Annotated in this window: 21 protein-coding genes; 2 read left to right on the forward strand and 19 right to left on the reverse strand. The window is 39.3% G+C overall.

The genetic code is table 11. The annotated features are described in order from the left end of the window. Entirely contained in the window at window positions 1-357 is a 357-nt protein-coding gene (locus tag MUN87_RS10545; RefSeq protein WP_244747725.1) for a hypothetical protein, read from the forward strand. Between the two features lie 346 nt (window positions 358-703). Here the strand turns inward: MUN87_RS10545 and MUN87_RS10550 are convergent, their stop codons facing one another. From MUN87_RS10550 to MUN87_RS10585, 8 genes are all read right to left on the reverse strand, one after another. After that, a complete protein-coding gene (locus MUN87_RS10550; protein WP_244747726.1) occupies window positions 704-1,207 on the reverse strand; it encodes a kinase in 504 nt (167 codons plus the stop codon). A gap of 52 nt (window positions 1,208-1,259) precedes the next feature. Further along, the gene (gene fosM, locus MUN87_RS10555) at window positions 1,260-1,682 is read right to left on the reverse strand and encodes a FosM family fosfomycin resistance protein (protein ID WP_244747727.1); all 423 of its coding nucleotides are present in this window, start codon (window positions 1,680-1,682) and stop codon (window positions 1,260-1,262) included. 14 nt (window positions 1,683-1,696) lie between these two features. Beyond that, window positions 1,697-1,987 carry a hypothetical protein gene (locus MUN87_RS10560; protein ID WP_244747728.1) on the reverse strand — a complete coding sequence of 97 codons (291 nt, stop codon included), beginning with the start codon at window positions 1,985-1,987 and terminating at the stop codon, window positions 1,697-1,699. Between the two features lie 19 nt (window positions 1,988-2,006). Continuing rightward, window positions 2,007-2,486, reverse strand: a complete 480-nt coding sequence (locus MUN87_RS10565) for a GNAT family N-acetyltransferase (RefSeq protein ID WP_244747729.1) — start codon at window positions 2,484-2,486, stop codon at window positions 2,007-2,009. Between the two features lie 11 nt (window positions 2,487-2,497). Next, a complete protein-coding gene (locus MUN87_RS10570) occupies window positions 2,498-2,866 on the reverse strand; it encodes a nuclear transport factor 2 family protein (RefSeq protein WP_244747730.1) in 369 nt (122 codons plus the stop codon). Window positions 2,867-2,881: 15 nt separating this feature from the next. Beyond that, complete coding sequence (locus MUN87_RS10575; RefSeq protein ID WP_244747731.1) at window positions 2,882-3,208, reverse strand: hypothetical protein; 327 nt, start codon at window positions 3,206-3,208, stop codon at window positions 2,882-2,884. 232 nt (window positions 3,209-3,440) lie between these two features. Beyond that, window positions 3,441-4,859 carry a glucuronate isomerase gene (gene uxaC / locus MUN87_RS10580; RefSeq protein WP_244747732.1) on the reverse strand — a complete coding sequence of 473 codons (1,419 nt, stop codon included), beginning with the start codon at window positions 4,857-4,859 and terminating at the stop codon, window positions 3,441-3,443. 25 nt (window positions 4,860-4,884) lie between these two features. Continuing rightward, window positions 4,885-6,390 carry a tagaturonate epimerase family protein gene (locus tag MUN87_RS10585; RefSeq protein WP_244747733.1) on the reverse strand — a complete coding sequence of 502 codons (1,506 nt, stop codon included), beginning with the start codon at window positions 6,388-6,390 and terminating at the stop codon, window positions 4,885-4,887. 140 nt (window positions 6,391-6,530) lie between these two features. Between MUN87_RS10585 and MUN87_RS10590 the strand changes: the two genes are divergently transcribed. Further along, window positions 6,531-7,511: a LacI family DNA-binding transcriptional regulator gene (locus MUN87_RS10590; protein WP_244747734.1), complete on the forward strand. Its 981-nt coding sequence runs from the start codon at window positions 6,531-6,533 to the stop codon at window positions 7,509-7,511. 282 nt (window positions 7,512-7,793) lie between these two features. Here the strand turns inward: MUN87_RS10590 and larC2 are convergent, their stop codons facing one another. From larC2 to MUN87_RS10645, 11 genes are all read right to left on the reverse strand, one after another. After that, window positions 7,794-8,258: a nickel pincer cofactor biosynthesis protein LarC2 gene (larC2, locus tag MUN87_RS10595; protein WP_244747735.1), complete on the reverse strand. Its 465-nt coding sequence runs from the start codon at window positions 8,256-8,258 to the stop codon at window positions 7,794-7,796. 125 nt (window positions 8,259-8,383) lie between these two features. Next, the gene (locus tag MUN87_RS10600; RefSeq protein WP_244747950.1) at window positions 8,384-9,130 is read right to left on the reverse strand and encodes an amino acid ABC transporter ATP-binding protein; all 747 of its coding nucleotides are present in this window, start codon (window positions 9,128-9,130) and stop codon (window positions 8,384-8,386) included. Between the two features lie 14 nt (window positions 9,131-9,144). Beyond that, window positions 9,145-9,849 (reverse strand): amino acid ABC transporter permease, encoded by a 705-nt coding sequence (locus MUN87_RS10605; protein WP_244747736.1) that lies wholly within the window; start codon window positions 9,847-9,849, stop codon window positions 9,145-9,147. After that, complete coding sequence (locus MUN87_RS10610; protein ID WP_244747737.1) at window positions 9,833-10,651, reverse strand: amino acid ABC transporter substrate-binding protein; 819 nt, start codon at window positions 10,649-10,651, stop codon at window positions 9,833-9,835. Before MUN87_RS10610 ends, MUN87_RS10605 begins: the two co-directional genes overlap by 17 nt. 289 nt (window positions 10,652-10,940) lie before the next feature. After that, window positions 10,941-11,633, reverse strand: coding sequence for a rhamnogalacturonan acetylesterase (locus tag MUN87_RS10615; protein WP_244747738.1), 693 nt, complete (start codon window positions 11,631-11,633; stop codon window positions 10,941-10,943). A gap of 22 nt (window positions 11,634-11,655) precedes the next feature. Next, window positions 11,656-13,227 (reverse strand): glycoside hydrolase family 43 protein, encoded by a 1,572-nt coding sequence (locus MUN87_RS10620; protein ID WP_244747739.1) that lies wholly within the window; start codon window positions 13,225-13,227, stop codon window positions 11,656-11,658. Further along, on the reverse strand, window positions 13,224-14,723 hold the full coding sequence (locus MUN87_RS10625) for a glycoside hydrolase family 28 protein (protein WP_244747740.1): 1,500 nt from the start codon (window positions 14,721-14,723) through the stop codon (window positions 13,224-13,226). The genes MUN87_RS10620 and MUN87_RS10625 overlap by 4 nt, the downstream gene beginning before the upstream one ends. Before the next feature lies 1 nt (window position 14,724). Next, window positions 14,725-15,045, reverse strand: a complete 321-nt coding sequence (locus MUN87_RS10630; RefSeq protein WP_244747741.1) for a cupin domain-containing protein — start codon at window positions 15,043-15,045, stop codon at window positions 14,725-14,727. Beyond that, window positions 15,045-16,253, reverse strand: a complete 1,209-nt coding sequence (locus MUN87_RS10635; RefSeq protein WP_244747742.1) for an MFS transporter — start codon at window positions 16,251-16,253, stop codon at window positions 15,045-15,047. The genes MUN87_RS10630 and MUN87_RS10635 overlap by 1 nt, the downstream gene beginning before the upstream one ends. 138 nt (window positions 16,254-16,391) lie before the next feature. Next, the gene (locus tag MUN87_RS10640) at window positions 16,392-17,270 is read right to left on the reverse strand and encodes a carbohydrate ABC transporter permease (protein WP_244747743.1); all 879 of its coding nucleotides are present in this window, start codon (window positions 17,268-17,270) and stop codon (window positions 16,392-16,394) included. Window positions 17,271-17,298: 28 nt separating this feature from the next. Further along, window positions 17,299-18,261, reverse strand: coding sequence for an ABC transporter permease (locus MUN87_RS10645; protein WP_305037452.1), 963 nt, complete (start codon window positions 18,259-18,261; stop codon window positions 17,299-17,301). Between the last annotated feature and the right edge of the window lie 164 nt (window positions 18,262-18,425).

The following is an 18,425-nucleotide window of genomic DNA, read 5'->3' on the forward strand; positions in this document are numbered from 1 at the left end:
ATGCATTTATATTTTACTCAAAGCAAATATGCGTTAAAATCCAACTTTATGTTGATTGTGATGGCAGCCGTTTTAATGACACTAACCTTTTTTATCTGGGCAGGTATTCCCGTTTTTATAGTGGGTAACTTTGTTTCAACGATTACTTCCAGTGTAGTGATCGTTCACTTTTTCATTTCACTTACAAGCGGAATCCTGTCCTCTTTATTTTTTATACCTTTCCATGTGAAGGTTGCCAGACAGATGGCTGCTATTAAAAATAGGACGGTATTGCAAACCTTTATTCGAATCGAAGCTGTATGTGTATGTATATGCTCCACTATTTTTGAAAGTGTGCTGATCATATTGATAGTATAGCTTCACTTTATACTTTTCATATGAACTATTTTATATAACTCGAGGATCAAGAGATTAATAGACGTTACAAATGGTATAAAAAAAGGAAAGGCAAGAATACCTAAACTTTCAAACACCCCACTTGCATGCTTATGAAAATACGATCTGTCTACTTTATACAAAATAATTGCTGTGGCAGTGAGAATTAAAGTATTTACTGCTATAGCAATCATTAGACTTAACCATTTATTCTTTTTCCTCGTGTAGATTGACAGACAACAAATAGATGAAATAATCAATGTTACAGCTATACTGCTTAAAACGGCGAGAGTCATAAGATCACCTTTCCCAATACTAACTAAGTATCCTATTTTCGTTCTTTCACTTTATTTATGATAGTTTCCATTACATCAACCTGCGACATACCCTCCGTCAATATCACTTCACCGTCGACACCAAGGTAATCTTGCGGCTTCCACCAATTCCGTAATGCATCTTCACCGAATTCATCTCTTTTGGAACTGGTATTGTGACGTCTTACGGTTTCTTCAAATGGTAAATCAAAATAAAAGGTGTAGACTTGTTGATGATAGAATTGAATTAAATCTTTCAGCATGTCACCGTAACGTTGTGTATACAAAATCCCCTCGACAATAACCCATTCACAATTACCTTTACCATATTCCGCAATCTGGCGAATTAAATCTATCGAGAGGTTCCCATCTCTATCATGGACCTTCAGCATTTCACGACGAACGATATCTTGAGAAACCAAAAGCGTTCCGCGACCGAAATGTTGCTGGAGATGTTTAGCCGTTGTCGTTTTTCCACTGGCGGAGTTTCCTCTTAGAATGATTAATGTTGATTCCATTGTGGCAATGCCTCTCCCTTCCCTGCTCTATTCAATAGATTGTTGATAATATTTATGTAAAGAAATTCATATGTGACTTCTCCTCTTTGTAATAATCCAATCGATCTTGTAATGTCCCTGTATGAAACTCAAACTTATGACCATCCGGGTCAGTAAAATATATCGACTGTTTATCTCGTTCATTCCGCTGACGACCTGATAGAATGTTCACATTTAAACGAGATAGTTTTTCATACATTTCGTTCATATCACCCTCATCTATGGAAAAAGCAATATGAGTATAGGATTGTCTGATCTCGTTACGAGGAACATCTTTTTCAACATTGAGTGCCAGCCAGATGCCGTTCAAGTCAAAATAGGCGGTGGTCCTGCCTTTTGCTAATAACTTAGCTTCAAATACGTTGGTGTAAAATGAAATGGAACGCTCCAGGTCTGAAACCGAAAACAATAAATGATTGAGTCCTTTTATTGCCATTTTAACACTCCTCTCTAATCGATATAGAAACAGCCAATTAGGACTAAAATCAAAAAAAACGGCGTTATCATGTCTATAACAGTTGGCTTGATATTGTTTGTCTTGTTATACCATAAAATCTTTACAATAGACAAAACAAATAAGGTCGCTAACACAGGTGCAAACCAGAATTTAAAGATCTCAGAAAAACTCATTAACGAAAGCAAAAACAAAGCAATGAACCAAAAAACAAGTGTCAATCCGAATTTTTCAAATTTATATTTTTTGTGGTTAAATAGGAACGCTGTAATCTTTTCCTGTATCATTTTAACACTCCTTATTACTTTAAGTATCTCTACTTTTTTGAAGAGGAAAATATTCCATCGGCTCTTTACATGGGACATAATCATTTTTCTTATAGTAATTGATAGAATCATCACTTGGCCAGACAATTACAAATTCATAATTATTTTCTTCTGTCCAGTCATTCACGGCACTTAACAATCTACTTCCTACACCTTTATTTCTATTCGCAGGAATTGTATATACATTTGTCATATAGGCAAAGGGATATGTTATTCTACCAGGGCGCGGGACCTTCTCTATTAATTTTATATAAATATGAGAGATGACCTGATTATTTTCCTCTGCAACCCAAATAAACCAGTTAAGATCCTTCAGTGCATTCTCTAAAAAGGTCTGGCATTCTTTTTCAAAAGTATCGTATGCCTCCTCTTTCTTATTTTCATCAAATTCAATGGTAAAATCCCATCTCATTTTTATTAATTGTTCTATGTCTCTCGCTTCCGCAAGCCTTATCTTCATATAATCCCCCTTTATTTCAAGATCTCACTTACCTGCAAATCTGTGATCGTACCCTGATGAAAAGAAAGCTGCCACCTGCCATCAATGTGTTTCCATATAGAGCTTCGCAGTGTGTTTCGGTTTCGAGTCTTATCGGCTATATAGTATGTAGCTAGAATAACACCTTCCGCTAATGATTTTATTTGATAATTATGGAGAGACATTTCTGTTAATACTACACCTCCCAGACAATCCTTTTTGTCCAATATTCTACCTGAACTTCCAATCTCAAAAAAATCATCCGCAAGAATGCTGTCTAGTTTTTCACGACTTTGACGTACTTCTAATTGAATATGACTTTCCTCTAATTCTCTTAATTGTTCTATTAAACTTTTTTCCATTGTTTTCACCTCCATTTAACTAAATATCCAAAAAGGAAAAAACAACCAATAATTATCAATGTATAAAACTAGTAAACCACCAACAATCATTCCTAAGCAAAGAAACATAAAGCTATGAATGTTGTTTTTAATCCAGCCAAAGGAATGCCCGACAGCCAAGGTTAAAGGTATAAAAGTTAAACCGACAGTCAGTTGTCCTATTGAAAAACCCGCTATATAACTAAAAACATAAATGGCTATTGCCGAAATCCAATAAAAGAAATACCTGCCCTTGATAGCAAATAATACCGAGACAATGGCAATGATCAGAGAAGAATACGCAATTACGGTAAAAATCAACATACTTCCGCCTCCTGTACTCCTTTATTCCTTCTTATATTACCATAATTTTCAGATTATTTATTAGATAATTCCAAATAATAGTAATTTTGTTTTGTAAAGAAGTTTTATGGACAACTTTTGCTTCATTCTCTATATTTTGTCCACCAGATCCATTCTTACAGACATTCCCTTCACATCCTACTCACAACAAAAGCACCCAGCTATATTAAAACAGCTGAGTGCTCTCTCCCGTTTAGAAATCGAAATATTCCTTCGCATTGTAGTACGAAATGTTTTGCACGATGTTGGCTAATGTCTCTTCATCATTCGGATATTCTCCGTTTTCCACCCATTCTCCTATTAAATTACACATGATGCGGCGGAAATACTCGTGTCTTGTGTAAGATAAGAAACTCCGCGAGTCGGTCAGCATACCGATGAAACGGCTGAATACCCCGATATCTGCTAATGTTTCCATTTGATTGATCATGCCTAATCTTGTGTCGTTAAACCACCATGCAGTACCGAATTGCATTTTACCAGGTACGCCTCCACCTTGGAAGCTACCGATAATAGTAGCAATCGTGACGTTATCACGCGGGTTTAATGAATAAAGAATTGTTTTCGGCAAGGCATCTGCCTGATCGAGTGAATCCAATAATTTCACTAACGGCTGTGCCAGTAAGCTGTCATTCATCGAATCATATCCTGTATCAGGGCCAAGCTCATTAAACATGCGAGCATTGTTATTACGATGGGCATTAATATGATATTGCATTGCCCAACCTTTGGCGTGATAGGCTGTTCCTAAAAAGGTAAGCGTGTGGGACTTATATTTTTTCTCTTCTTCCAGTGTTACTTTTTCACCCTTGATCGCCTTAGCAAATATGGCTGCTACTTCATCTTTCGTTGCTTCTTCATACATCACCGTATCTAACGCATGGTCAGACACGCGTCCACCGATAGAATGAAAGAAATCAATCCGCTGCTTCAATGCCTGCAGAAAAGCATCATAGGAATCAATGGATACGCCTGATACATCCGCTAGTTTTCCAACCCAATCGGTAAATCCGTCCCGATTGATTTCCAATCCTTTATCCGGTCGGTAACTAGGCAATACTTTTACATCAAAATCTGGATCGGCTTTGATTTTTTCATGATATGCCAGTGAGTCAGTCGGATCATCTGTTGTACACACGACTTCGACACCAGACTTCACAATAAAATCACGTACATTCCATTCTCCACTGTTTAATAACTCATTTACTTGTTCCCAAATTGCAGGAGCAGACTTCTCATTTAACGGTTCTTCTACTCCGAAATAACGCTTTAATTCCAAGTGTGTCCAGTGATAGAGCGGATTCCCGATCAATTGCGGGACAGTTTTTGCCCATGCCAGAAACTTATCATAATCACTGGCATCACCTGTTACAAATTTCTCTTCAATTCCGTTGGCACGCATCGCACGCCATTTGTAGTGATCACCGTACAGCCAAACCTTTGTAATGTTTTCAAACTGCGTATTTTCATAGATTTCCTGCGGGCTTAGGTGGCAGTGATAATCGATGATTGGCAGGTCCTTGGCATAGTTATGATACAGCTTTTCTGCTGTTTCGTTATGCAATACAAAGTTTTCATCCATAAATGCCTTCTTTTGTTTACTCTCTATCATATCCTATCCCTACTTTCTATCTTTTTTATAAACCTAATAAATCTAAGTGACGACCGATATGTTTGACTAAGCCATTTCGATAGGTATCTTCATTGTTCATTAATGTATCGAAGAATTCTGTTCGGAAAAGATCTTCTCCTGCTTGGTCTTTTGCCGTTAACAAAATCCCGTAGGTCACATGGAATAATTGACGTGATGCATCATTATCCATATATAACGGCAAGTCTTGGTCAGACGTATCATCTAACGGTGCATAACTGGTCAAGTCCGGTGTAACATGATAGTACTTCAATGTTTCTTCAAAATGGTCTTCCGCATACACATGCATACTACGGTATAAATCAGGATTAACCTGTGCGATCACGCGAACCGCTTCTAGCCAGTTTGTACCCGCTGTTTTGATATGCAATAAGCCTTCTGTATATTTACCGATGATCGGGAATACACTGAATTTATCACTTCCGGAGTGAATACTTAATTTGTAACCAAAATATTTTGCAATTTCTGCATGCTCATGCAATTCTTTTTCAAATTGCGCCAGATCACCGATGTAGTCGATCCCTTTCTGGAATTCTCCACAGAATCGTGGTGCCAGACTTTGAACGGTAACGCCTCTTCTGCGCAATTCTTCAGCAACAAAGAAATGAGCCTCCGGTGCAGTTACAGTCTCTGTTTCATCAATCGAGATCTCGAAGTCGATTGCTTTGTCTGCCTTTTGGATATATTCGTTATACACATGTTCCATGAAATCAATTGCTTCTCCGTAAACAAGCACATTTTTGTGAAGGCTGGCTTCGTCAAATGCGACTGTTACACCTTGCACATCGAATGATTTATTTAAATAATGACTTTGGAAATATTCCTTGCGATCAACTGGTAAATCAGCGAATTCCTTCTCAATCGCTTCCGCTGTTGCCCCTTCGATATCATTGCGAATTTGCTCGGAACAATCCAGTGTCAAAAAGGAAAAGCCCAATCCAAGTGCATACTCAATGTCTCGTTCTAATTTAATATGATCGGCATCTGCGCCGAAACCATCCTTATATCCTTCTTGAAAAACAGCAAAAGTTGCTGCATCGAGAATATCTGTCATCGTACGATTTAATAATGTTAATTCACGCACACTTTGCTGTGCCAAAATCGGTTTAACTTTCCGACCTTTAACGGTTTCAATATGTCCTGGAGAGGCAACACCAAGTCGGTCACCAAGTCCCATTGTGGCAATTTCTGTCCCAAATGCTTGTGGTTTTGTGTAAACAAAAAATTCGTTCAATACTCTACCATTTTCATGTGTGAGCGGACATACTTTCCCATTCTCTACTTCGTCCCCTTGTAAGGAATCAAATAAAGCACCATCACCTGCTACAACTAGAAACTTTTCCGTTCCTGTTTTCACCATCACGACAGATGATCCATCCACCTGCTCAAAAGACTGATCATAAACATGAACCGTATCAGATGATTCCGGTAATTTACCTGCACCTAATGCTTCCACTACATTTTTTAATTCTACAGTTTTCACTTGTTCCACCGATATCCTCTCCTTTTTTGTTAACGGTTTCAAAACATTTTCTTGTTTTTATAACAACGTTGTTATTTTTATGATATACTATTTAAAAATAGAACACAACAATAAACACAAAATTTACCGAAAGAAAAAGGAGAGCAATCATGGGTGTAACAATTAAAGATATTGCCAAAGAAGCGAATGTCAGCTATTCCACTGTTTCTAAGGCATTAAATAATAGTCCTTTAGTTAAAGAAGTAACCAAACAAAAAATATTAAGAGTTGCCAAAGAAATGGGCTACGAACCAAACCTGGCTGCCAAACAGCTCGTTCGTAAAAAAACCGAAGTAATCGGTTTAATCTGGCCAACCATTGAACGGATTGTGCTCGCTACCCTTGTGACGAACATCAGCAAAGCCTTTGAAGCAACCAAATATTCGATGATTCTCTCTGTAGACTCGGCGGAAACTTCTCTGGATACGTTTAAAAAATTTCAGGTCGATGGCATGATCGTTTTTGCCGAATCTCATCAAATGGTACCTGAAGACACAATTCCGCTTGTCGCGTATGGTGTTTCTGGAAAAAGGAAAGTAGCGTATCCGATTATTGATGCCAACCACGAGCAAGCAATGGAACAAGCCGTTCAATACTTAGCAGATTTAGGTCACCATCATATTGCATACGTTGGGCATTTGGATACCGAGGATGCTCTGCAACGAGAGAAAGCTGAAGGTTATCAAAAGGCGATAAAAAAACGCAACCTGAAGCAACAGAGTATCGATACCAGCGGATTGGATTGGTATGACGGTTACTTAGCAGTAGAGGAGATCATACAACTGCCTCACCAGCCTACTGCTATTATTGGCGGGAGCTATGACATTAGCGGCGGGATCGTCCGTTCACTGCATGAAAAAGGTGTAAGCATTCCTAATGATATGTCCGTCGTCAGCTATGATAATATTCCACAGATGGAAACGATGGAAATTCCTATGACCTGTATAGGTGTACCTGTCGATTTACTTGCAGAAGAAATTGTCTCTACCATCATTCACCACATTGAATCAGAAGGAAGCGATGAATTCATTAAAAAGTTAACGCCATCACTTACCGAAAGAAAAAGTGCTGGACCTGCACCACAATCATAAAGTGAGCCTTTAATCAGTGGGGGTTTTGCCCCAACTGATTGCCAATAATCGCAACTTCATCGATTTATTCTTGATTTTGCCAATTTATTCGCGACTTTCACCTTTTATTCGCGATTCCGCCGATTTATTCGCGACTTTCATCTTTTATTCGCGATTCTGCCGATTTATTCGCGACTTTCACCTTTTATTCGCGATTCCGCCGATTTATTCGCGACTTTCACTTTTTATTCGCGATCCCATCTAATCATAAAAAAATAAGGGGAGAATCATCGATTCCTCCCCTTATTTTAATTGCTTCCACACTTCATGATAAACATCCTTTAATGGAACATGGTGCTGCTCTGCTAATGCCTTACAGTGTTCATATTCGGGCGCTGCTTTCACAACCCGATCTCTTAACAAACCTTCTTTAACGGTGACCGGTCCCCATTTAGTATCTACTTCTCGAATCTGTCGTTCCATTCGGTAGACGGAGATAGGGTAGTAGCGAATGCCAAGTGTCGTCGTCTCAGCAAGCACAATATCTTTCATTTCCGCAAAGCGATCTTCACTGCACAATAGCTGAAGTTGTACAGCAGGTCTGTTTTTTTTCATATAAATTGGTGTGTAGTATACGTCATTTGCACCAGCATCGAACAGCTTATCCATTACGTAACCAAGCCATTCACCAGGTGTATCATCTAAATTGACTTCTACCTTCATCATATTCTCATCAATGTGTTCTTGATCTGGTGGGTGCTTGCTCATTCGATTCACCTCTAACCTTAGAAGATGTACAAAATAAACCGCGTGGAATTTCTAATTGCTGCCTCACCTTAAAGTTCTTTACGCGATCTCCTATTGCATATTGAATACTCTATTAATAGCATAGATTAGACGTGAGGTAAAATCCGTTGCAGGAATTGCTTCGTTCTTGGCTCTTTCGGATTTTCCAAAACATCTCGTGGTGTACCTTGTTCAACAATGTAACCATCATCCATAAACAGGACATGATCGGAAACTTCTTTCGCGAAAGAAACTTCATGTGTGACCACTACCATCGTCCATCCTTCATTGGCTAGCTCTTTAATAACACCTAATACATCGCCAATTAACTCAGGATCCAATGCAGAGGTCGGCTCATCAAACAGCATTAACTCCGGTTCAATAGCAAGCGCACGCGCAATGCCTACCCGCTGTTGCTGGCCACCTGACAACTGATATGGATACAAGTCAATTTTATCAGCCAGACCGACTTTATCTAATAAATGCTTGGCCTCTTTTTCTGCTGTTTGTTTATCCTTACCTTGCACAACAACTGGTCCTTCTGTAACATTCTCTAAAGCTGTCTTATGAGGGAACAAATTATAAGATTGAAAAACCATGCCAGCTTTCCTTCTTAAAGTCAGCATGTCTTTTTTACTACGCTTGCCACTAAAATCAAGTGAAAAACCATCGTCGAATTGATAGTGGCCATGGTCAGGAATCTCCAGACCATTTAAGCAACGAAGTAATGTTGTTTTCCCTGACCCTGATGGCCCCATAATGGTTACAACTTTCCCTTTATTAATATCAATGGATATATCTTTCAATACATCTAATGAACCAAAACTTTTCTGTAGTTGCTTGATCGATAACAGCATCATATCCCCCCTTATTTAGCAATATATCGCTCCAGCCTGCGTTCGACCACTTCTTGTATGAGCGATAAAATGAAGCATATAACCCAATACAGAACAGCTGCTTCCACATACAAGATCATAAACTCATACGTAGAAGATGCGATTTCCTGCGCTTCACGGAATAATTCTGTTACTAAGATCATCGATGCTAAAGATGTATCTTTTACTAGACTAATAAATGTATTGGAAAGTGGTGGTATCGATACTCTTGTTGCCTGGGGAAGAATTATTCTTCTTAATGTCGTTCCATACCCCATCCCGATCGTATAGCCCGCTTCCCATTGTCCTTTAGGAATTGAAGAAATGGAGGCCCGAATAATTTCAGATGCATATGCCCCAACATTTAATGAAAAAGCAATGACAGCGCTCGGCAATGGATCAATCGTTAGACCAATAGAAGGAAGCCCGTAAAACACAATAAATAATTGAACAAGTAACGGGGTTCCTCTCACAGCCGAAACGTAAAAAACAGCCGGCGCCCTAACAATTTTCAAGGAAGATAAGCGCATCACAGCTGTCAATAAAGCGATAAGAAGTCCGATTGCAAAGGAAATAAGTGTTAGCGGAATGGTATATTTAATTGCTCCTTCGACCATAGGACCAAAAGCACGGGAAATTAAATCCCATGCTTCTGCACCACTTGTCACCGTCATAATTAAATTATTTGACAGAAACATCTTCACCAAACCATTCTTTCGAAATTTCTGCTAATGTTCCATCCTCTTTCATTTCCGCTAATTCGTCATTAAATGCATTTACAAGCTCTTCATTTCCTTTGCGGAAGGTAAACGCCGTTTCAGATACATCGTCTAATTCCGCTGCAATCTTGACATCTTCATTGTTTGTTTCATTCATATATTGTAAGACAGCTAATTTATCGTTCACCGTTACATCCACACGACCTAATTTAATATTTTCAACAGCCTGTGCCATTCCCTCTACACCAACAACCTCTGCTCCATATTCTGTTGCAATCTCTTTAAAATTACTAGTTAAGGACTGGGCTGACTTTTTGCCTTCTAAATCTTCAAAGGCAGTGATTTCTTCATTTGAAGATGGTACAACCAGCACCGCTCCTGTATACGTATATGGATCAGAAAAATTATACTTTTCTAATCGTTCATCATTGATCCCTACTTGATTGGCAATAACGTCAAAACGCTCTGCATTCAAGCCGGCAAACATTGAATCCCATTGTGTTTCATTGAACTCTACTTCTAACCCGAGACGGGAAGCTACTTCACACATTACTTCGACATCGTACCCCGTTAGTTCATCCTTATCATTATGGAATGAAAAGGGTGGATACGTTCCCTCTGTGCCTACCGTTATGACGCCTTTTTCCTGAATTTCTTCATATAAATTAGAGGATTCTTCCTCTTGTCCACTACTTGCATTCTCTTCATCAGAAGAAGTACCACATGCTGTAAGAATACTAATAAACAGCATCAATATAAGTACGAGATGAAATTTCTTCATGTTGTTCAAACCCCCAGTATGTTAGTCGGATTTAACTTCCTTTGGTGATTATACAGTACGCTATCAGCAAAGTAAAACGAATAGCTTATATGCATTTGCAACAGCAAACATTATCTTACGGATCTTATGACTTATAAGAATTCTCTACACTAAAAGTTTCAAGCTAAATAATTTCACAAAAATAAAGAGAAGAAACGTTAACGATTATCGTTAGTTTCTTCTCTTTATAGAAAAAGTATGCTTGTATAAGTAAAAATCCTGGCCGCCTTCTACTACCTGTAAACAGAACTTATCCCTTTATCGCATGCTGCTGCACATAAGTGGCAAGGGGATGTTCCAAGCGTAGGATTTCCTGAGCAAACAGCTGACAATGCTGATGTGCGCCCCTTTCGTGCAAATGCGTATCATCTTGTTCACCATTCGGATATGCGTCATACTCACCTGGCGCTAATTGCATAAACCATTGTTTGGAATCTGCATCCCCCATCTGCTGCAGAGCTTCACGAGTTCGCAGCAGCATATCGATACAATCTGCCTGCTCGGCAACGGCTAGTTCCCGCATCGCTTCTGGATAATCCCCGTGTGTCGCTTTAAGCCCACCAGACTCATCGAAATGTCTTCTGGCAATCGAAGTCAATAATATAGGTGTCACCTGATAAGAACGGGCACGCTGAACAAAAAATCGCAAGTTATCCTGATAGGTGGTAAACGGTTTTGTTGCTCGTTCTTCATCCGGCTTCTGATCATTGTGACCAAACTGAATCAAGACATAGTCACCAGCCTGGAACTCTCTTTCGATAGCATCCCAACGTCCCTCATCTATAAAAGACTTCGTACTGCGGCCGGATGAGGCATGATTTTTCACAATTAGATCCTCCGTAAAGTATTGTTGAAGCGTCTGCCCCCAGCCCATCTGTGGATATTTAAAATCCTCCGCTTCCGCCATCGTAGAATCCCCTGCCAAAAATAAACGAGTTGGCATGTTATCACTCTTTTCTTATTTTTTATTCAGTTTCTGTTCCCTGATATTCAAACCAATCAAAGTCAGCATAACGGTCACTTTCCTGCCCATTACCTGAACAATACAGACCGATATAAGATCCAATAAACCCGCCAGCCAAGTCTGTACTTAAGATTCTTCCATCTGCATCTATTGCCAGCTCACGCCACTCGAACGGCTCTGTCGCATAGAAAAAGGAATAATTCTGCCCAACTGCTTCCACCTTTAAGAACACACGGTAATGATCCATTGGTTCTTTAGCGAGCACTTGATCATCTCCCGCTTCACGGCGAATAAGCTGAATAACCTGTTGCTCACCCTCTAATAATACTTCTAAACGGAACTGATAATCATGGTTTTGCAGAAGTACAAGTCCAGCAGACTCATTCGCAGCTTTCGGCTCGAATTCCATAACAGTTTGTGCAAAGAAATCAATATGCTGTTGCCTTCTGCCAATAAACGCTGGGTTTTCTTCCTCCATAATGGTTTCTTTCTTCGCCTTTAAGCGCAAGTAGCCTGGGCGATTCGTTACGGACCAGAACGCTCCTCTAGGTGTTCGCAAGAAATTCCACCTGTCATCTAATTGTTGCGCTTCAAATGAATCACACGCAGGCAATGCTGGCCACTTATGCTCTTCTAAATTGGGAAAAGGCATCTCCGTCTCTATTTTCCCTTGACCTGGATTTACAATTGGCCAGCCGTCTTCCCAGACAAACGGTACGAGAAACGTTTCACGCCCTAAATTACGATAATAGCCACCGTATGGCCTCGAGGCAAGACAAACCATCCACCAGTCACCATCTTGTGTTTGAACGATATCAGCATGACCGACATTGACAATCGGATAATTCCTGCCTAAATGCCTGTGCGTTAAAATTGGATTCGTTTCTGTCATCTCATATGGTCCTGTCACATGCTTACTTCTCGCAATAGTGACAGCATGCGTATGTCCTGTTCCACCTTCCGCAATAATTAAGTAATACCAATCCCCTATCTTATATAAATGGGGTGCCTCTTGAGCGTGGGCATTTTTTAAAGCACCATCCCACAAACTATATGTTGGTCCTACTAATTGTTGCTTCTCTAAATCAAGCTCCTGCAGCCAGATCTCGTTGTGCTTCTTATATTGCTGCCCGGATGGCGGCTTGCGATTTCCGGTATAATATACCTTGCCATCATCATCGAATAACAGGGAAGGATCAATCCCTGGTGCGCCTTCCAGCCAAATCGGATCAGACCATGGACCTGCTGGGTCTGTTGCTGTTACATAAAAATTACGACGAGCACCTGTCTGACTGACAACAAAAGTCGTAATCATATAAAAAGTACCTTGATGATAACGAATCGTCGGAGCATAAATACCTCTTGAATTAGGAGTCTGATCAAGATTTAGCTGTTCTGGCCGATCTAACACATGGCCAATCTGTTTCCAATTGACTAAATCTTTACTATGGAAAATAGGAACTCCCGGAAAATATTCAAAGCTTGACGTGACTAAATAATAATCATCTTCTACTCTGCAGATCGAGGGATCTGGATAAAATCCTGGTATGATTGGGTTTTTAAACATTTTCATTTTGTTACACCTACTTTTTGAATGAAATTTTGAGCTTCTGCAGTATCTTTTACATTCAATTCGCTTGTTTCTTCATATAGTATGACAGGTGTTTCCTGCTCATCTCGTTGTACATAGGAAAGTGCTTCAATATCGACATGATTTGCGTGACTTAATCGTAATCCGGGTCCAGTGCGAGGCTGTACCTTGACATGATGCAGAGATAAATTCTCAACATATTTTGCGAACATGCCTTCACCAGCCATATCTATCCCTTCACGTACCATATCAGGCTCTCCACCAGGTATTGACTCATCCATTGTCATCTCCAGCGTGACATGCTCCAGACTGACATGTTTCACAGGCATTTCAGGCAAGCCATAAATAAACGCTGCTGCTGCCCGGCAATTCTTCGCAATAATATTAGATAATTTAATATGTTCCACAACAGGCGTTTTTTCGGAAAACTCGACAGGTGCAGCATCCAGCAGCTCCGGATTACTTTTGCTAACTCCGTGACGGTAGAAAGAATTGATCGCAATTGGACAAAGTACGTCATCCATCATAATATTTTGTACTAACAGATTACGAATGTAGCTGCCCCTTTCTCGGTTCGTCTTGATTCGGATACCACGATCTGTCCCATCAAACACACAATTAGAAACAGTAACATTTTCAATACCACCAGAATTTTCACTGCCAAGCACGACCCCGCCATGCCCGTGATGCATCGTACAATTGGTAACGGTAACATTCTTTGTCGGTACATTATATTTCCTGCCGTCTTCATTAATACCTGATTTCAACACGACACAATCATCGCCAACATCAAAATGACAATCTGTAATCCGAACATTTTGGCATGAATCAATATCCAATCCATCACCATTAGGTGTATCAGAAGGATTCTGAAAATGAACCTGTTGAACTGAAACATTGTTACAAAATACAAGGTGTGTATTCCAAAATGGTGAATTGCACACCGTTACATCAGATATTTTGATATGCTCAGATCGAAAAAACTGAAGTAACGGTGGACGTAAGAATTGCGATGGCCACTCTACTAAATTGGTATCTGCCGGCTCCGTAAAGTCCGTATTCGCTTCCGCTATTTCTTTCGTTCTAGGAGATTGATAGCTTTCTCCCTTACGCAGTCTGCTATTAATCTCCCACCAAGCACGACCATTCCCATCAATCACACCCTCGCCTTTTATCGATACATTCGTAACTTGATTGGCATAAATTAACGGCATAAAACCTTGGCATACATAGCCGGACCAACGAGTTTCAACAACCGGGTACCTCTCAAAGTCATCGGTAAAAGATAAACGAGCACCATTCTCTATATGCAAAGTCATATTGCTTTTCAGCTCAATTGGACCTGTTTCATATGTCCCTGCTGGTATGTAGACCGTACCACCACCATGTTGTTCACAACTGTCTATCGCGCCTTGAATCGCATCTGTGGCATCCTTTCCTGATACCGCTCCAAATTCTTTAATATTATATATACTCACACTATTCACCTCTTTTTAATAAATCCTCTCTTAATGGCGTAAAGACATCTAATAGTTTACTATTCATTAATGCTTTCACCCCGTGCACTGCATTAGAAGGAATTCGTAAAGACTCTCCTGCTTGAATCGTAATATCTTGCCCGTCAACATGGAACATCAGACTTCCTTCCAAACAGTAGGTCAGCTGTTCATGGGGGTAAGAGTGCGTGGAACCCTCTGCACCTGCTTCAAACGCTACTTCCATCATCATCAGTTGTTCCCCCGGCGGATGAATTTTCCGTGTAACACCAGGTTCTGCCTGCTCCCATTCATTCACTGCCATTATCCTTCCTCCTTTACTTTTGTTAATAATGGTAATAAAACCTGGATCGCCATTGCCGCTATGATGACATAAGCCACCGTATGCGTATCTATTTCATTAGAAAAAATCATAAACGTAATAATACCTAATCCTCTACCCGTATTAATAATGGTTTCTCTTAATACAACGGATTCGACACGGAATTCTGAACCTAACGGAAGACGATTAATCCATTGAAAATAATACGCCGCATAAGCATTAGCCTGAAGAGGATTAAACATATTTTTCGTGATCATAAATAAAACCACACTCCAGATTGCAATCTCCCACGCTAAAAATGTTCCGGAAAGGAATAAACCAATCGCCGCTACCCATAAATAAGCAGTGGTATGCCCAACTTTTGCAAAACGAGAAATAATGTAACTTGCCACAATGGAGACAGCAAGAAAGGCCGCATTCAAATAACCTACAACACTCTCTTTTTCAAAAATACTATAGATAAGGATTGGCGGCACATACATCAGAATCCCTTGAGGAAAGCCTATAATAAACCAACCGATTAAAGCATTTCGAAATGACTTCTGCCGCTCGATAATTTGTCTTAGATATTTCATATAATAAGTGCGGTGTCGTATGGATTCTTTTTTTATTCTGAAACTGCCAATCGTTGCAATAAAGAACATGAAAAAAGCCATTGAAAAAACGATCAGATAACCCGTTAAACCAGTATATAAACTAATAATATATCCCGAAATTACTGGTGCCAGCAATTTGGTAGATCCCATGACAATCTGATTCCATCCTAAATAACGATGCCTATTCTGATCAGATGATACTTCATGCACAATCGTAAAATAGGCAACCCAATACAAGCCCTGTGCAATGCCGCGTAATAAAGCAAAGATATAGAAATAATCAACAATTGCTTCCTGAACAATGACAATCATTAAATAAAACACGGCAGTCATCAATATCCCATAGCGATAAATAATTGTTCTGCCTTTTTTCTTTGATACCCTGCCAATCAAAAAGGTAGTGGCAGCCTGAGAAAAAATGGCAAACAAGTTATACATCCCATTGATCCATAAACTATTTGTCAGACGCCATAAATATAAATTAACGAAAATGATCGACAAGGAACCTCCAAATTGAAAAAGGGCATGGTTGATTAAAATCTGCACCGCATGAGAGGATAACCGCTTCTCTTTATTTCCTTTCTTTTGTGTCAAGATGTACACTTCTTTCTTCTTTTTCATTTACTGTAATTGCAGGGTGGTCTTATTCAAATTTTTGGTTAAAAGCAAGAGGCATTTCTTATAAAAAGAGAATGCCTCTGTTACATATAAATTGGCTTATGCCAAGGTTGATTATCCCTTAACAGATCCTAGCAATGCACCTTTTGCAAAGTATTTCTGTAAGAACGGATAAACTAACAGAACAGGAACAGTAGCTACAACGATCGTTGCCATTTTTACAGTAACTTCTGGTGGTGGCACATCTGTATATGTCTCTGCATCATAGTTCATTCCACTAGCCAGTACAACGATTTGTCGCAGTAATACTTGCACCGGCCACTTATCTGCATCAGCTAAATAAAGAATTGCGTGCATATATGTGTTCCAGTAAGTTACAGCATAAAATAGCGAAATGGTCGCAATTGCCGGTAAAGAGATCGGCAATACAATTCGGAATAAAATGCTGAAATCATTAGCACCATCAATTTTGGCTGATTCTTCTAAACCTGCTGGCAGATTCATAAAGAAGCTTCGTAAAATAATCATGTTAAAGGCATTAATCGTTACAGGAATAATTAAAGCCCATAAAGAATTCAGTAACCCAGTTTGTTGAACTACCAAGAAAGTCGGGATCATCCCACCATTAAATAATAAGGTGAATACGATCATAAAGTTAATAGCACGTCTGCCGACAAGATCTCTTCTTGATAAGCCGTATGCAGTGAGAGTAGAAAATAACATACTCCATAACGTCCCACCGACTGTAACAAGTATGGATACCCCTAATGCACGAAAGATCGTATCTGTAGAGAAAATATACTCATAAGCTTTTATTGAAAATTCAGTTGGAAAAAGTAAAAATTTTGTGTTTGCTACTTCCGCACTCGTAGCGAAGGAGCTCCCTACTACGTGTATAAATGGAAGTATGGTAATGATACCTAATAGTGCGAGCAGGAAGTAATTAAAAAAGTCAAATACTTTACTGCCTGCAGAGATTCGTTGTTTTGCCATATTATCACCTCGCCAATTGTTGTTTATCTTAGTAAATACCTTCTTCATCGAATTTTTGAGCTAACCAGTTTGCAAATACTACCATTGCAAGGCCGACGCCACCTTTAAAGAAGCCTACTGCCGTACTGTAACTGAACTGACCTTGCTGCAGACCAGCAACATATACATACGTATCAAAGATTTCCGCGACACTTCGGTTAGAAGAATTCAATAATAAGTAAACGTGTTCAAAACCAAGCTCTAATACATCACCAATTTTCAAAATAAGAAGAACGATGATAACGTTACGAATTGCCGGAATTGTAATATGCCACATTTGACGGAAACGATTGGCACCATCCATTCGAGCAGCTTCGTACAGCTGAGGATCTACAGCTGTAATTGCCGCTAAGAAAATAATGGTTCCCCAGCCGGCTTCACGCCAGATAACTTGAAGAATGTACATCGGCCTGAACCAGTCTTCATTCAACAGGAAGTTTATTTTTTCAAAACCGAGCGTTTCTAAGATAGCGTTTACAATACCACCATCAAGTGTAAGCATCACATAACTAATAGATACGATAACTACCCATGACATAAAGTGTGGAATATAAATAAGCGTCTGGACACCTCGTTTAAAGAAACTGTGTCTCACTTCATTTAACATTAAAGAGATAATAATTGGAATCGGAAAAAAGATAAAGATCTGTAATCCAAACAATACTAGCGTGTTCTTAAAAATCATCCAAAATTCAGTACTTTCAAATAAACGTTGGAAATGCTCAAAGCCAACCCATTCACTACCCATAATCCCTTTGTACGGTTTATAATCCTGAAACGAGATAATCAGACCATACATTGGTAAATATTTATAAATGAGAAAGTAAATAATTCCGGGAAGAATCATTAAGTAGATCATCTTGTTTCGTTTGATTCTTCTCCAAGTTTCGGAGCGTTTCATTTTTTTTGCCTGTTTCGCATTTTCTTTTGCAGTTAGTGCTGTTGTTTCCATAAGCAGTATCCTTTCTTTTAAAATTTCTTGTCTATTAGTGGATGTTCAAAAAGCTTCTTGTCCTTTTTTTTGAACACGATTAATGTGTTATCAAAATCGTACGCTACAATCAGGTATAACGTAAATAATCATTATCTTACGAGTTGCTGAAACAGCTGTCATTC

Origin of the sequence: Gracilibacillus salinarum, assembly GCF_022919575.1 — a bacterium.
GTDB lineage: Bacteria > Bacillota > Bacilli > Bacillales > Amphibacillaceae > Gracilibacillus > Gracilibacillus salinarum.

What these genes read in the sequence shown, in the direction of transcription:
- MUN87_RS10545 (WP_244747725.1), top strand. Translation starts at nt 1, where the DNA reads ATGCATTTATATTTTACTCAAAGCAAATATGCGTTAAAATCCAACTTT.
- MUN87_RS10550 (WP_244747726.1), bottom strand. Translation starts at nt 1,207, where the DNA reads ATGGAATCAACATTAATCATTCTAAGAGGAAACTCCGCCAGTGGAAAA.
- fosM (WP_244747727.1), bottom strand. Translation starts at nt 1,682, where the DNA reads ATGGCAATAAAAGGACTCAATCATTTATTGTTTTCGGTTTCAGACCTG.
- MUN87_RS10560 (WP_244747728.1), bottom strand. Translation starts at nt 1,987, where the DNA reads ATGATACAGGAAAAGATTACAGCGTTCCTATTTAACCACAAAAAATAT.
- MUN87_RS10565 (WP_244747729.1), bottom strand. Translation starts at nt 2,486, where the DNA reads ATGAAGATAAGGCTTGCGGAAGCGAGAGACATAGAACAATTAATAAAA.
- MUN87_RS10570 (WP_244747730.1), bottom strand. Translation starts at nt 2,866, where the DNA reads ATGGAAAAAAGTTTAATAGAACAATTAAGAGAATTAGAGGAAAGTCAT.
- MUN87_RS10575 (WP_244747731.1), bottom strand. Translation starts at nt 3,208, where the DNA reads ATGTTGATTTTTACCGTAATTGCGTATTCTTCTCTGATCATTGCCATT.
- uxaC (WP_244747732.1), bottom strand. Translation starts at nt 4,859, where the DNA reads ATGATAGAGAGTAAACAAAAGAAGGCATTTATGGATGAAAACTTTGTA.
- MUN87_RS10590 (WP_244747734.1), top strand. Translation starts at nt 6,531, where the DNA reads ATGGGTGTAACAATTAAAGATATTGCCAAAGAAGCGAATGTCAGCTAT.
- larC2 (WP_244747735.1), bottom strand. Translation starts at nt 8,258, where the DNA reads ATGAGCAAGCACCCACCAGATCAAGAACACATTGATGAGAATATGATG.
- MUN87_RS10605 (WP_244747736.1), bottom strand. Translation starts at nt 9,849, where the DNA reads ATGTTTCTGTCAAATAATTTAATTATGACGGTGACAAGTGGTGCAGAA.
- MUN87_RS10610 (WP_244747737.1), bottom strand. Translation starts at nt 10,651, where the DNA reads ATGAAGAAATTTCATCTCGTACTTATATTGATGCTGTTTATTAGTATT.
- MUN87_RS10615 (WP_244747738.1), bottom strand. Translation starts at nt 11,633, where the DNA reads ATGCCAACTCGTTTATTTTTGGCAGGGGATTCTACGATGGCGGAAGCG.
- MUN87_RS10620 (WP_244747739.1), bottom strand. Translation starts at nt 13,227, where the DNA reads ATGAAAATGTTTAAAAACCCAATCATACCAGGATTTTATCCAGATCCC.
- MUN87_RS10630 (WP_244747741.1), bottom strand. Translation starts at nt 15,045, where the DNA reads ATGGCAGTGAATGAATGGGAGCAGGCAGAACCTGGTGTTACACGGAAA.
- MUN87_RS10640 (WP_244747743.1), bottom strand. Translation starts at nt 17,270, where the DNA reads ATGGCAAAACAACGAATCTCTGCAGGCAGTAAAGTATTTGACTTTTTT.
- MUN87_RS10645 (WP_305037452.1), bottom strand. Translation starts at nt 18,261, where the DNA reads ATGGAAACAACAGCACTAACTGCAAAAGAAAATGCGAAACAGGCAAAA.